We start from the raw sequence: 12,502 nt of genomic DNA on the forward strand, positions 1-12,502 counted from the left end.
GCCACCGAGAGGTCTTTAACATCCACGCGGTTACGGGCTACTACAGAATGCCATCCATCCAGTCGACGCTCGGCGAGGACGAGGGGATTGCCGAGGAGTTGGCCGAGAGCCAGCGACAGATCTCCATCGCCGAGTTCTTCGAGAAGAACAAGCACATGCTCGGGTTCGACAGCGGAGCCCGAGGATTGGTGACGGCTGTGAAGGAGGCGGTGGACAACGCGCTCGACGCGACCGAGGAGGCTGGCATCCTCCCCGACATCTACGTCGAAATCGACGACGAGGGCGACTACTACACCCTCATCGTCGAGGACAACGGACCCGGCATCACGAAAGAGCAGGTCCCCAAGGTGTTCGGGAAGCTCCTCTACGGTTCCCGCTTCCACGCCCGCGAACAGTCCCGCGGCCAGCAGGGGATCGGAATTTCGGCTGCGGTCCTCTACTCTCAGCTCACCTCCGGCAAGCCCGCCAAAATCACCAGTCGGACGAAAGGCAGCGCGGAAGCCGAGTACTTCGAGCTAATCATCGACACCGACGAGAACGAGCCCGAAATCAAGAACTCGGGGACGACCTCGTGGGACCGGACCCACGGCACCCGAATCGAGTTGGAGATGGAGGCCAACATGCGGGCTCGCTCCCAGTTGCTCAAGTACATGCAGCACACCGCTGTCGTCAACCCCCACGCTCGCCTGACGTTCAAGGAGCCGAGCATGGACGAACCCCGACAGTACGAGCGGGCGACCGACGAACTCCCGGCAGAGACCGAGGAGATTCGCCCGCACCCCCACGGAGTCGAACTCGGCACGGTCCTGAAGATGCTGGCGGCGACCGATTCGCACAGCGTCTCGGGGTTCGTACAGGAGGAGTTCACCCGTGTCGGTCGCAAGACCGCCGACTCCATCCTCGATAACTTCCGCGACCGCCACTTCGGCCGGGAGGCCGCGTGGAAACCGCCCCAGAAGCACGAGAAGTCCGACCTCGCCCGCGCAGTCGCCGAGGCGGTCTCGAACAAGAGCAAAGATGCGACCGCCGCGTTCGGCGACGAGGTGGCCGAGGCAATCGTCGGCCGGAATCGACTCGCCCACCACGAACTGGTCGAATTGGTCGCCGAGACTGCCAAATCGGTCGGCGACGACCACGGCGAGACGTTCGGCGACACGGTCCAAGAGAACGCGGTCGAGGCCGCGTGGGAACAACTCACCGACGACAGGGTGGGCGACCTCTACCAACTCGTGGACAAGGCGACCAGCACCCGGAAGGACGACAAGACCGTCCGGGGACTGGCCGAGCGCCTCGCCAAGCGATTCGAGAAGGGCCGGGAACGCGACCGAGCGACCCACGACGAACTCCGAGAGTACGTGGACCGCGCGGCCGACCAGACCGAGGAGTACGACGACGCCACAATCGGCGACACGGCCCGCGAGAACGTCGTGATGGAGGTCTGGAACACGATGACGACGGTCCCCGACGCGGTGCCGAAGGTGCGGGAGTTCGTGGACGACCGCGACATGGCCAGCGACCTGCTGGAGGCGATGAAGCAGACCGACATCATCTCCCCGCCCACCAACTGCCTGTCGCCCATCACCGACGACCTCGTGGAGGCCGGACTCAAGAAGGAGTTCGACGCCGACTTCTACGCCGCCTCGACACGCGACGCCGACGTTCACGGCGGCGACCCCTTCATCGTGGAGGCCGGTATCGCCTACGGCGGCGAGTTAGAGGCCGACGGCCAAGCCGACGTGCTTCGGTTCGCCAACCGGGTCCCGCTGGTCTACCAGCGCGGGGCCTGCGCGACGACCGACGTGGTGAAATCCATCGGCTGGCGCAACTACAACCTCAGCCAACCCGGGGGTTCGGGCATCCCGAACGGCCCCGCGGTCATCATGGTCCACGTGGCCTCGACCAACGTCCCGTTCACCAGCGAATCGAAGGACGCGGTGGCCAACGTCCCCGAAATCGAGGACGAAATCGAGTTGGCGATTCGGGAGGCCGCCCGCGAGTTGAAGTCCTACCTCAACAAGCGCAAGTCCTTAGAGAAGCGCAAGAAGAAACAGAACGTCATCGCCTCCATCCTGCCGGAGATGGCCGAGAAGTTGGCCGACGTGACCGGACAGGAGAAACCCCGGTACGAGGACGCGCTGGCCCGCATCATGAACAACGTCCTCGTGGAGCGGGAAGTCGAGGACGGGACGGTGCGACTCGTCGTGGAGAACAACTCCGGTACAAACGAAGACTTGGAGATTACCGACATCGTGAGCGCAGAGCCGCGGAATCTCTCGGACGGCGCGACCGCCGTGGACATGGACGGCGAGTGGTTCGTCAAGTGGTCGCCGACCGTCGAGAGCGGCGACGAAGTCGCGCTGGAGTACGAAGTCGAAGGCGACGCATCGTTCGACGTTAGCGTCGAAGGAATCGAGGACCCCAAACTCACCGTCAACCAATGAGCGCAGACAACGAAGCCAAAGCCCAAGAGAAACTCATCGACCTCGCCGCGGAGTTCTACGACCAGTTCGACCGGGGCGAAATCCCCGAGATGTCGGTCCCGACCCGGACCAAGAGCAACATCGTCTTCGACGAGGACGAGGAGGTCTGGGTCTACGGCGACCGAGAGAGTACCCGGAGCGCCAACAGCGTCCGGGGCGCTCGTAAACTGCTTAAGGCGATATACACTATCGACTTCCTCTCCGAGCAGTTGGAGGAGGACCGCTCGTCCACGCTACGTGAACTCTACTACCTCAGCGAGAGCTGGGACGTCGACGAGGCGCAGTTCTCCTCGCAGGACGAGTCGAACCAGTTGGTCGAGGATTTAGAAATCGTCTCGGAGGTCACCCGCGAGGACTTCCACATGCGCCCCGAGGAGTCCGGTGCGACCATCATGGGGCCGCTCCACCTCCGCGAACAGACCCGCCGGGGCGAGCGCGAGATTCACTGTCAGGAGGACGTCGGCGAGGGCGGTTATCAGATTCCGAACAACCCCGACACCATCGAGTTCCTCGACAACGACGCCGACTTCGTCCTCTGCGTGGAGACCGGTGGCATGCGCGACCGACTGGTCGAGAACGGGTTCGACGAGGAGTACAACACCATCATCGTCCACCTCAAGGGGCAACCGGCGCGGGCGACCCGGCGCATCACCAAGCGCCTCCACGACGAACTCGACCTGCCGGTCACGGTGTTCGCCGACGGTGACCCGTGGTCGTACCGTATCTTCAGTTCGGTGGCCTACGGGTCCATCAAGTCGGCCCACCTCAGCGAGTATCTGGCCACGCCCGAGGCCCAGTTCATCGGCATCCAGCCCGAGGACATCGTGGAGTACGACCTGCCGACCGACCCCCTGAGCGACTCCGACATCAACGCCCTCGAAAGCGAGTTGGAGGACCCGCGCTTCCAGACCGACTACTGGGAGGAGCAAATCGAGATTCAATTGGACATCGAGAAAAAGTCCGAACAGCAGTCGCTGGCGTCTCACGGACTGGATTTCGTGACGGAAACCTATCTGCCAGAGCGATTGACCGAGATGGGCGTGCTGTAATCAGGCGAACTCGGCGCTCTTCTCGCGGTTCTCTCGGCCTTCGAGCGGCTCCTCGAAGGGGTCGCCATTCGCGCAGGACCGACAGTAGCAGTTCTCGCCCTCCTCGAACGTCCGGACCGGGATTCCGGCGACGTATCGTCGCTCGGCGAAGGTCCGCCGGACGCCGGTGCCGACCGGGCGCGAGCAGGCCGTGCAGGGCTTGTTCGGCGCGTTTGCGACGGTCGAGTCGGTCGTGCGACGCCGACCGAAGGTGGTCGGCGACTCGAATCCGGGGGCGAACTGGGTGCCCAGCGGGACCGAGACGAGAGCCGCCAGTAAGAAGGCGAGCGAGAGGCCGGTCGTGACGAGCGACGACGTGACCCACAGCAGTAGCAGGCCGACGAGCGCGAAGGTGGCCGCCAGCAAGAGACCGGCGGCGACCCCGACCGCGGACTTGAGGTCCCACCCGCCGGTGGCAGCGTTGCGGTCGTCCGAGTAGCGCTCCGTGCCGTCGTCGCGGAGTTCGACGCGGTCGGCACCGAGCGAGTAACTGTACCAGGCGTAGAGCAGGTTGCCGACCCCGCTAGTGGTCACGAACAGGAGGACGTGTATCCCGATGGAGCCGATTCCGCGGTTCACCATCACGACTCGGTTCCCGTAGTCGCGTTTCACGTCCCACCCCTCGACCGCGAGGTCCTCGACGCGGCGGCGGAAACCGGTTCGCCCGGAGGAAGTGGCCGTCTCGGCACGACTGCTGGTAGCGGTCCCTCCGGGACGACTGGCCGCCCTGCTTCGGGCACTCGTCGCGCCGTCCCCGACGGCGGCCCCGCACGCCGAGCAGAAGGCGTCGCCGGGCGACAGCGACTCCCCGCACTGCGAACAGAAGTTCGGAGCGGTTCGAGAACTCACGTTCACAAGTTTTCGGCGGGATAACAAGTAGATTTGGTTGGATTTCCGAGGGTCAAGCGGGGAACGGAATTGGCGGCGGGCGCGAGGGCCAGCACGCTAATTAGACGTGGAGTAGTGCTGGCGACCACACACTCACTCGGTGGGGCACCCACCGTCCTGGCGGACTGAAAGGGCGAGCGCGAACCGCGCGAGGGCTTTCGAGGCCCTCACAGTTGGTCCTGGGGTTATCTCTGTACTATCGAATTTGACCGGCGATAGAGATTTGCGAGAGAACGTCGTACCCCGCGCGATGACACTCAGCGCACGCAACCGACTCGCGGGGACGGTGCAATCGCTCGACAAGCAGGGCCTGATGGCCGAGGTCGTCGTGGAGACCGACGGCGGGCAGGAAATCACGGCGGTCATCACCAGCAACTCCGCGGAGCGACTGGGACTGGCGGAGGGCGAGGAGGTCAACGCGGTCATCAAGGCGACCGAAGTGATGATAGACGGCGAGTAGCTACGAGTCCGCTTTCACCGTTCGCTCCTCGAACCAGTTGTCCAGCATCGCTTCGACCGCCTCGTCCTGCGAGCGGACGTGTTCGCGCTCCGGGTCGCTCCGGAAGTCGAGCGGTCGGAGCGTGGCGACGGCGACTCGCTCGGCGCGGAGTTTCGCGGCCGCCGCGACTTTCTCGTCGTCCAGCGCGAACGGGCGGCCCGTCTCGGCTCTGGCGTCCCGGTCGACGAGCGTCCGGGCCTCGTCGAGGGCGTCGATGCCCTCCTCGGTCCAGCAGTCGTGACAGACCCGAAATTCGAGCGCGCCGGAGTAGTCGCCGACCTCGGTCGGCGGGACGCCCCCGACCATCGCGCCGCCCCAGACGAGGCCGAGCGACTCGACCGTGACGTGGCGGTCGTCGTCGCTCCCGCAGGCCGCGCAGACGGTCGGTTCGTCGGCGTAGGGCCAGTCGTCCGGCGATGAGTCCATACTCCGAAGGTGAGGGTGGGGAAACATATAACTCTGGTATCTAGTCTGGTGGACTGGCAAGAAATTTCTGTTAGGAAAAGAAATAGAATTGATTACTAAGAGAATACCTATATTTCTTTAGGCAATAATTTTATTTCCCTGCTGCTCCTCGTTCAGTCCGTCAGAAACGCTTTCACCGTCTTGTCGAACGCGCGCTTTCGCTCCTCGAACGCGCCGTGGCCCGTCCCTTCGATGAGTTCGAGGCGCGCGTCGGCGATTCCGTCGGCGGTCGTCCGCAGGATTCCCTCGGGGAAGAAGTAGTCCTCGGTCCCGCCGACGACGAGCGTCGGGACCTCGATTTCCGACCGCCGGTCGGTCGCGTCGTGGGAGAGGCACACCCGGCAGGACACCGCCACGTCCGAGACCGCCGCTGGCTCCGAGAGCAACAGCCTCCCGACCGTCCGAATCAGCGGCGGGTAGAGCCACCGCCGGTAGCCGGTGTCGGTCACGGAATCGAGTCGAGATAGGCGTCGAACCACCACCCGCGGTCGGCCCACTCGGCCCACCGCCGGAGGGTGCGCCGGGCCTCCTCGCCGACTCGGACTCCCGAGACGCCGAGGACCAGTCGCCGGACGAGGTCCGGGCGGTCGGCCGCGAGGTGCTGGGCGATAAGTCCGCCGAGCGAGACCCCAAGCACGTCTGCGGGACCGATGTCGTACTCCGACAGCAGGTCGGCGTACTCGGCGGCCATCTCGCGGGTGGTCGTCCCCGCGGGCAGGTTCCGGCGGCGACTCACGACGTAAATCGTGAACTCGTCGGTGAACAGCCGATAGTAGTAGCGTTCCAGCAGGAGCGCGAGGTAGCGCGCCGGGCGCTCGGGTTGGAAGGCGTCGCTCAGCCCCGCGAAGATGACGAGCGTGCGGGGACCGGAGCCGAATTTGACGTAGGGGTAGCGGCCAGCGGGACCGCGGAGGAGGCCTTGTTCGCGTCCCATACGGGTGTCACGACAGTCGGGCGAAAAATGGTTCGGGTGGTCGCGTTACCGGAGGAGAACCGCTAACCCGGCAATCGCCCAGACCAGCAGTCCGAGGCCGTAGAACAGCAGTTTGGCGCGGAGCGAGTAGTGTGCCCCCGGGTCGGGACCGACTCCGGGGACCAGTTGCATCCCCTCCTCGACGGCCCCCATGCCGCCGGAATCGAGGCTTCCCACGTCACCGGACTCGGCACCTTCGACCCCCGAGGCGGGCGCGGGACCGGCCTCCGCCGCGCCGAGGACCACCAAGATGACCCCCGCTCCCGCGAGCAGCAGGAGCGTGGGACCCGAACTGAAGGCCAGATACGCCGCGCCGACGGTCACGAGCGCGGCGAGGAGAGTGTACCGGACGACGGGGACAACGAGGGCGTTCCAGTCCATGCCAGACAAATCAGTCAGCAGGAACATAAAACCGCGGTGGGTTCTGGTCCCGAGGAGTTTCGACAGCGGGCGACGAACGCCAATCAGCTATTTCCGCCAGAGCGACGTGTCTCGACTGTGAGCCTCACGGCGCAACTCGCCACCTTGCTGGGCGTCTTCGCCCTCGCGTTCGTCGTCCGACTGCTGGTTTCCGGCGTGACCGACGTCTCCTACTCGGTCCTCCTCGTCCTCGTCGGGTTCGGCGTCTCGCTGGCGGGCGTCCAACCGGCGCTGGTCCTCTCCCACGACGTTATCGTGGCGGTCCTCCTGCCGACGCTCCTCTTTCGCGGGGCCGTCGAGTTGGACCACCAACAGCTCCGTCAGAACCTCGTCGTACCCGTCGCTCTCGTCGTCCTCGGGGTCCCGCTGGCGGTCGGCCTGCTCGGCGCGGCCGGGATTCCGGCGTTCGGCTTCCCGCCGGTCGTGGCCTTCCTGTTCGCGGTCATGGTCGTGCCGACCGACCCGGCGGCGGTCGTCTCGCTGTTCGAGGAGTTGGGCGCGCCCGACCGCCTCTCGGTCATCGTGGACAGCGAGAGTCTGCTCAACGACGGGGTGGCGGTCGTGGTGTTCGGCGTCCTCTTCGAGTTACTGCGCGCCGCTCCCAAGCCCGACGACCGCGCGGCCCAACTCCTGAGTCCCGGGACGCTGGTCGAACTCGGGGCCGATTTCGTCGTCATCGGAATCGGGGGTCTCGCGGTCGGCGTCGTCGCGGGGTATCTGGGTCACCGGGCGACCGAGTACGTCCACGACGAGATGGCGACGGTCCTGCTGACCGTGATTCTGGCCTACGGGAGCTTCCTGCTGGCCGACCACGTGCTGGGCGTCAGCGGCATCCTCGCCACGGTCGGCACCGGGCTCTCGATGGGGATGGCGGGCGAGGCGTTCACCGCCCAGTCGGAACACGCCGAGTTCGTCAGGTCGGTCTGGGACGCCACGGGCTTTCTCGTCTCGACGCTGGTCTACGTCCTCGTCGGCGCGCAGGTCAGACCCGACGCGCTCGTCGGGTCGCTCGACATCGTCGTCCTCGCGGCGGTGCTGGTGGTCCTCGTCCGCGGGGTCGTGGTCTACGGCGTCGTCGGCGCGCTGAACGCGACCGTCTCGGAGGGCGTGCCGACTTCCTACCAGCACGTGATGGTCTGGGGCGGCCTCCACACCGTCGTCCCGGTCGCGCTCGTCCTGAGCCTGCCCGCAGACGTCCCCTTCCGGAGCGACCTCCGGGTGATGGTGTTCGGCATCGCAGTCCTCGGAACGGTGGTGCAGGGGCTGTTGATGCCTTTCGTCCTCGAAAGAACGGGAGTGACGTGACTGGCCCAGACTACTCGCCGCGCTCGTCCAGCACGACCGGGACGCCGCGCTCGGCCACGTCGGCGGCGAACGCCCCCGAGTCGGTCTCGATGGCTTCGAAGGTGTTGTAGTGGACCGGCAGGACGAGGTCGGGGTCCATCTCCTCGGCGAGGTCGGCGGCCTCGCGGCGGTCCATGGTGAACGCCCCGCCGATCGGCGGGCAGAACAGCGACACGTCGAGTTCGGCGTGGCCCGGCAGGGCGTCCGAGTCGCCGGGGTAGAACACCGACACGTCCTGACCGCCCTTGCCGGGGAGCGTGACGTGGTAGCCGACGCCGAACCCCTCGGGGTGGTAGGGGTCGCCGCTGGCGTCGGTTCGCGGGCCGTCAGGCTGGTTGTACCCCGCCACCGAGCGCACGATGGCCTCGCCGAACAGCTCGTCCTCGGCGTCGCCGAGCCGGAGCGTCTCGTATGGAAGGTCGTCGAGGTCCTCCACGTCGCGGTCGATTTTCGGCGGGTAGACCGCCTCGTAGACCGCGACCGTCGCGTCGCCGCCCGCCACGCGCCGGATGGCGTCGGAGTCGTAGTGGTGGTCGTGCGTGACCAGAACCAAATCGCCGTCCTCCGGGCGGTAGTCGCGCGCCTCGGGGTGGCCCACGTCGGGGGTGTCGGGCCGCCACTCGCCGGTGAGCGTGCCGTACCGTCCGGGGTCGATGTAGACCACGGTGCCCTCCGACGCTTCGAGGCGCAGACCGGCGTAGCCCAGCCACGTCGCGCGGAGTCCGTCGTGTCGAATCGTCATGTCCGGGGGTTGGAACCGGATGACTTAAACGGTTCGACCGCTGGCCGGTCGTCAGTCGTCTCGGCGGCGAAACGCCCGGAGCGTGTCGCGCTTGGTCGGTCGGCGCTCGACCTCCTCGAAGCCGAGTTCGGTGAAGATGCGGTTCCAGTTGCGGTAGTACAGCGGGAACTCCTCGCGGACGTAGTTGACCCCTCGGCGGGCCGCGGCCTCGATGCTTTCCGCTTCGGCGCTCTCGGACTCGTCCGCGTCGTCGGTGTCGAGGGACTCGCTGTCCCTGTCCCCGTTGTCGTTACCGTCTCCATCCCGGTCCTCGTTCTCGACTGTCACCAGCAGGTCCCCGGTAACCCGGGCCAGTTCGCCGAAGACCTCCTCGTCGTCGGGGTGGATGTGCTGGAGCGTCTCGACCGAGAAGACTGCGTCGAAGCGGTCGTCCTCGAACTCCTCGACGGCGCTCTCGATGGCGTCGTGGTAGAAGGTGCCAGCGTCGGCGAGGTCGGGGTAGGCGTCGGCCATCACGTCGAAGGCCTCGTCGTTGATTTCGACGCCGTGGAGGTCGCGGTAGCCGTGGTCGTGGAGGTGCGCGAGGTGGCGGCCCGAACTGCACCCCAGTTCGAGGACGGCCGCGTCGGCCCCGACGTAGGCGTCGAGGAGGTCGAGAATGTCGTCGCTGGTCTCGTCCGGGCCGCGGTGGGCGTAGTAGGTCGGCGAGTACTCCCCCGAACGCTCTGCCCATCGCTGTCGGACTTCGTCAGAATTCACTAATGGCGAGACGAACTCCGGCCGTAAAACCCCACCGGCCTCGGGACGGCGGCGATGACTGGCCCACGCTTTCGCCCCGCGACTTTATCCGCCTCGCCGACCCAGTTCCGGGCCACATGGTCTCCTCGCCGGTCGTTCCGATTCTCGCCTTCCTCGTCGGCATCGGGGTGGTCGTCTGGAGCGTCGAGGAGTTCGTCGAACACGTCGCGGAGGCCGCGGTGGACCTCGGCGTCTCGACCTTCCTGCTCACGGTGTTGCTGGCGGGCATCGACCTCGAAAACGCGGTCCTCGGCATCGCGGCCGCGGCGGGAGACCTGCCGGACGTGGCGCTCGGGACCGTCTTCGGCGAGGCGCTGTTCGTCCTCGGCGCGGCGGTCGGCCTCGCTGGCGTGGTGGTTCCCTTCGAGGAGTCGACGCCCCGCGAGTATCTGGCGCTGACCGCGATTTCGCCCGCGCTGCTGGCGCTTCTGGGGGCCGACGGCAGGCTGTCGCGGCTCGACGGAGCAATTTTGCTGGTCGCGTTCGCCCCGCTCCTGTGGGCGGTCTACCGCTTGGAGTCCAAGCAACCGACCCGGTTTCTGGAGACCGAGGAGGCCGACGAAATCGAGGACGAGGGAGCGGGGGACGCCCCCGAAAATTACGACGAGGACGACCGCGAGTGGGTCGAACTCGGCATCGTCCTGCTGGCCGTCGTCGGCATGACCGCGGGGTCGGAACTGGCGGTGTCGGGCGTCCGCGAGATTCTCGACGCCTTCGGGTTCGTCGGGTTGGCGTTCGGCGCGACTGCGATGAGCTTCATCGCCAGTCTGGAGGAGATTCTGCTCACGGTCGAACCGGTCCGCGACGGCCGCCCGGAGGTCGGTATCGGCAACGTCGTCGGAAGCGTGCTGTTCTTCGTCACCGCCAACGCGGGGGCATCGCGCTGGTCCACCCGCTGGAACTCTCGGGGGCGGTCGGCGCGGTCCACTGGCCCTTTCTCCTCGGGTCGCTGGCGCTCGTGCTGGCGTTCCTCTGCCGGGGCAAAGTCGGCCGAATCGAGGGCGGGGTGCTTCTCGCGGTCTACGCGGGCTACTGGGTGGCGAACTACGCGCTCTGACGCCGAGCGGACGCGGAGTCGGCGCGGCCGACTCCGCGCTACGCGAGTTGCCGGGCCGAGCGAGCGGCCCACCGACGGTAGTGATACGCCAGTCCGACCGGCACCATCGCCACCGCGAGCGCCACCGCCGGTTCCAGCAGGCCGAACAGCGCGCCGTCGTAGGTGCCGTGGTAGGCCAGCACCGCCGCCAGTCCGACCGCCGCGAGGGCGTAGCGCCGCCAGCGAGGCCCGCCGGAGTCGGTCTCGTGCGCTCCTCGGCGCTGACTCCGCTGGCGGCCGTCGAGCCACAGGCCGACCAGCGACAGCGGGCCGGTGAGCAGTGCGCCGTAGAGCAGGCCGAGCGCCAGCGCGGCCGTCACGGGGTGGCCGGGTCCGAGAAATCGCCCCGAGAGCATCGCCAGCGGGACCGCGAGCGACTGGAGCGCGGGCAGGAGGACGAGGTACCGCAGGCGCGAGGACGAGGATTTTGCGGGGTTCCCCGACGGCTCGGCGACCGTCGCCGGTTCTGTCATGTCAGAAATAGTCTCGCGCTCGCCGGAAATATCTTCGGTGGCGAACGCTCGGCGGAACAGACCACGAGGACGCGCTCGACCAATCTATCAGCAAACGCTCGACCGAACAACCGCCGCGGGTGGGATGAAGGGGCCGCCCGGTCGCGGTCACGCGAGGGAACCGAGCGTGACCTCGGGAGACGCGGATTGTCTCCCGGCGGGTCGAAGACCCGTGGTCGGCTGAGTGGCCTCTATCGGCGCGGGCGGTGTCTCACCGAACGAAGTGAGGTCGTTCGAAAGGCGAAGCCTTTCGTGATCACGAAAATCTCCGATTTTCGGACGATGATGGCTCGGAAGACGTGGTTTGTCTTCCGGTGCTGAGAGCGCCGATATGTCACTCAGCGACCGCGACCGGGCGGGGGCTTCAGAGATGTTCTCTCCAACTGCTGCCGTTGCGGTTCTACTTCTAAACAATATCTAGATGTTTCTAAAACCATAAAATATAGTTAAGGTATATAATTAGGTTGTTCAAACAGACGATTCATCAGGCCGAATCGTCTCCACCGAAATCCCGCGTTCGCGCAGCAGGTCTTTCGCGCGCTCGAACTCCGAACCGCCGTAGGAGAGCAAGCCGGAGGGCATCATCACGTGGCGGTGTTTCACCCCGCCGCCGCGCCAGTAGTGGACGACAAGCCGGGGGCGAGTCAGCCAGTCGTCGCCCTCGACGGCCTCGACGCGCTCGACGTCGAGGAGCGCGATGCGGTCGTCGCCGGTCACGTCCCGGCGGCGGTTGAGAACGCGCCCGACAACCAGCACGACCGCGACCGCGCCGACCGCGACCGCGAGCGCGTCCCAGCTATCGCCGTCGGCCAGAATCGAGGCGCTCGCCGCGAGGAGCGCGGCGTAGACCCCGAGGTAGACGACCAGCAGGAGTCGGTTGCCCTCCCAGTAGCGCCGGGCGTGGCTGACCAGTCCCTCCTCGATGCGGATCTCCTCGTCGGTCAGCACGCACCGCCCGCGCTTGGTGCGGAAGGTTTCCACGGTGGTTCTGTCAACTCCGAGGGTGGAAAGTGTATCGCTGACTGGGATTCTACGACGCGACTGTCTCTCGTTTGGAGGTGTGTTTTGAGGGCACTGTCTAGTTAGCGCGGTTTAAGAAGTGAGCAGGTTGTAGCGGTTGTGTCCATGCAAGCCGCAAACCTGCTCAAAAGGACGTTAGACACCGCGACTCTTGAATGTTGGCAGCGGGAGCGGACG

Annotated in this window: 13 protein-coding genes and 1 pseudogene; 5 read left to right on the plus strand and 9 right to left on the minus strand. The window is 66.3% G+C overall.

All coding sequences use genetic code 11. The features are described 5' to 3' along the window. Nucleotides 1–47: 47 nt before the first annotated feature. Nucleotides 48–2,441: a DNA topoisomerase VI subunit B gene (locus EPL01_RS19690; RefSeq protein ID WP_135826991.1), complete on the plus strand. Its 2,394-nt coding sequence runs from the start codon at nucleotides 48–50 to the stop codon at nucleotides 2,439–2,441. After that, entirely contained in the window at nucleotides 2,438–3,529 is a 1,092-nt protein-coding gene (locus EPL01_RS19695) for a DNA topoisomerase IV subunit A (RefSeq protein WP_135826992.1), read from the plus strand. Before EPL01_RS19690 ends, EPL01_RS19695 begins: the two co-directional genes overlap by 4 nt. On the opposite strand, the gene EPL01_RS19700 is transcribed toward EPL01_RS19695, so the two are convergent. Continuing rightward, nucleotides 3,530–4,417 (minus strand): zinc ribbon domain-containing protein, encoded by an 888-nt coding sequence (locus tag EPL01_RS19700; RefSeq protein WP_135826993.1) that lies wholly within the window; start codon nucleotides 4,415–4,417, stop codon nucleotides 3,530–3,532. It lies immediately after the preceding gene. 289 nt (nucleotides 4,418–4,706) lie between these two features. Between EPL01_RS19700 and EPL01_RS19705 the strand changes: the two genes are divergently transcribed. Next, nucleotides 4,707–4,916 carry a TOBE domain-containing protein gene (locus tag EPL01_RS19705; protein WP_135826994.1) on the plus strand — a complete coding sequence of 70 codons (210 nt, stop codon included), beginning with the start codon at nucleotides 4,707–4,709 and terminating at the stop codon, nucleotides 4,914–4,916. Here the strand turns inward: EPL01_RS19705 and EPL01_RS19710 are convergent, their stop codons facing one another. The 4 genes from EPL01_RS19710 to EPL01_RS19725 form a co-directional block, all read right to left on the minus strand. Continuing rightward, nucleotides 4,917–5,381: a hypothetical protein gene (locus EPL01_RS19710; protein WP_135826995.1), complete on the minus strand. Its 465-nt coding sequence runs from the start codon at nucleotides 5,379–5,381 to the stop codon at nucleotides 4,917–4,919. It lies immediately after the preceding gene. Between the two features lie 152 nt (nucleotides 5,382–5,533). Further along, on the minus strand, nucleotides 5,534–5,869 hold the full coding sequence (locus EPL01_RS19715) for an alpha/beta fold hydrolase (protein ID WP_168215963.1): 336 nt from the start codon (nucleotides 5,867–5,869) through the stop codon (nucleotides 5,534–5,536). Further along, nucleotides 5,866–6,354 (minus strand): alpha/beta fold hydrolase, encoded by a 489-nt coding sequence (locus EPL01_RS19720; RefSeq protein WP_135826997.1) that lies wholly within the window; start codon nucleotides 6,352–6,354, stop codon nucleotides 5,866–5,868. Before EPL01_RS19720 ends, EPL01_RS19715 begins: the two co-directional genes overlap by 4 nt. A 45-nt stretch (nucleotides 6,355–6,399) precedes the next feature. Continuing rightward, nucleotides 6,400–6,774: a DUF8070 family membrane protein gene (locus tag EPL01_RS19725; RefSeq protein WP_135826998.1), complete on the minus strand. Its 375-nt coding sequence runs from the start codon at nucleotides 6,772–6,774 to the stop codon at nucleotides 6,400–6,402. Between the two features lie 117 nt (nucleotides 6,775–6,891). Here EPL01_RS19725 and EPL01_RS19730 point away from each other — a divergent pair, with 117 nt between their 5' ends. Next, the gene (locus tag EPL01_RS19730) at nucleotides 6,892–8,118 is read left to right on the plus strand and encodes a cation:proton antiporter (RefSeq protein ID WP_135826999.1); all 1,227 of its coding nucleotides are present in this window, start codon (nucleotides 6,892–6,894) and stop codon (nucleotides 8,116–8,118) included. Between the two features lie 10 nt (nucleotides 8,119–8,128). Here EPL01_RS19730 and EPL01_RS19735 read toward each other — a convergent pair whose 3' ends face one another. Continuing rightward, nucleotides 8,129–8,899, minus strand: coding sequence for an MBL fold metallo-hydrolase (locus EPL01_RS19735; protein WP_135827000.1), 771 nt, complete (start codon nucleotides 8,897–8,899; stop codon nucleotides 8,129–8,131). Nucleotides 8,900–8,950: 51 nt separating this feature from the next. Further along, nucleotides 8,951–9,658: a class I SAM-dependent methyltransferase gene (locus EPL01_RS19740; protein WP_135827001.1), complete on the minus strand. Its 708-nt coding sequence runs from the start codon at nucleotides 9,656–9,658 to the stop codon at nucleotides 8,951–8,953. 116 nt (nucleotides 9,659–9,774) lie between these two features. Here EPL01_RS19740 and EPL01_RS19745 point away from each other — a divergent pair. Continuing rightward, nucleotides 9,775–10,515, plus strand: a pseudogene (locus EPL01_RS19745) (sodium:calcium antiporter); the annotation flags it as partial. 277 nt (nucleotides 10,516–10,792) lie between these two features. Here the strand turns inward: EPL01_RS19745 and EPL01_RS19750 are convergent. Both EPL01_RS19750 and EPL01_RS19755 read right to left on the minus strand, forming a co-directional pair. After that, nucleotides 10,793–11,266, minus strand: a complete 474-nt coding sequence (locus EPL01_RS19750; protein ID WP_135827002.1) for a hypothetical protein — start codon at nucleotides 11,264–11,266, stop codon at nucleotides 10,793–10,795. Nucleotides 11,267–11,773: 507 nt separating this feature from the next. Beyond that, nucleotides 11,774–12,286: a hypothetical protein gene (locus EPL01_RS19755; protein ID WP_135827003.1), complete on the minus strand. Its 513-nt coding sequence runs from the start codon at nucleotides 12,284–12,286 to the stop codon at nucleotides 11,774–11,776. Between the last annotated feature and the right edge of the window lie 216 nt (nucleotides 12,287–12,502).

The organism is Halorussus ruber (assembly GCF_004765785.1).
Classification (GTDB): Archaea; Halobacteriota; Halobacteria; order Halobacteriales; family Haladaptataceae; genus Halorussus; species Halorussus ruber.

What these genes read in the sequence shown, in the direction of transcription:
- EPL01_RS19690 (WP_135826991.1), top strand. Translation starts at nt 48, where the DNA reads ATGCCATCCATCCAGTCGACGCTCGGCGAGGACGAGGGGATTGCCGAG.
- EPL01_RS19695 (WP_135826992.1), top strand. Translation starts at nt 2,438, where the DNA reads ATGAGCGCAGACAACGAAGCCAAAGCCCAAGAGAAACTCATCGACCTC.
- EPL01_RS19705 (WP_135826994.1), top strand. Translation starts at nt 4,707, where the DNA reads ATGACACTCAGCGCACGCAACCGACTCGCGGGGACGGTGCAATCGCTC.
- EPL01_RS19710 (WP_135826995.1), bottom strand. Translation starts at nt 5,381, where the DNA reads ATGGACTCATCGCCGGACGACTGGCCCTACGCCGACGAACCGACCGTC.
- EPL01_RS19720 (WP_135826997.1), bottom strand. Translation starts at nt 6,354, where the DNA reads ATGGGACGCGAACAAGGCCTCCTCCGCGGTCCCGCTGGCCGCTACCCC.
- EPL01_RS19725 (WP_135826998.1), bottom strand. Translation starts at nt 6,774, where the DNA reads ATGGACTGGAACGCCCTCGTTGTCCCCGTCGTCCGGTACACTCTCCTC.
- EPL01_RS19735 (WP_135827000.1), bottom strand. Translation starts at nt 8,899, where the DNA reads ATGACGATTCGACACGACGGACTCCGCGCGACGTGGCTGGGCTACGCC.
- EPL01_RS19750 (WP_135827002.1), bottom strand. Translation starts at nt 11,266, where the DNA reads ATGACAGAACCGGCGACGGTCGCCGAGCCGTCGGGGAACCCCGCAAAA.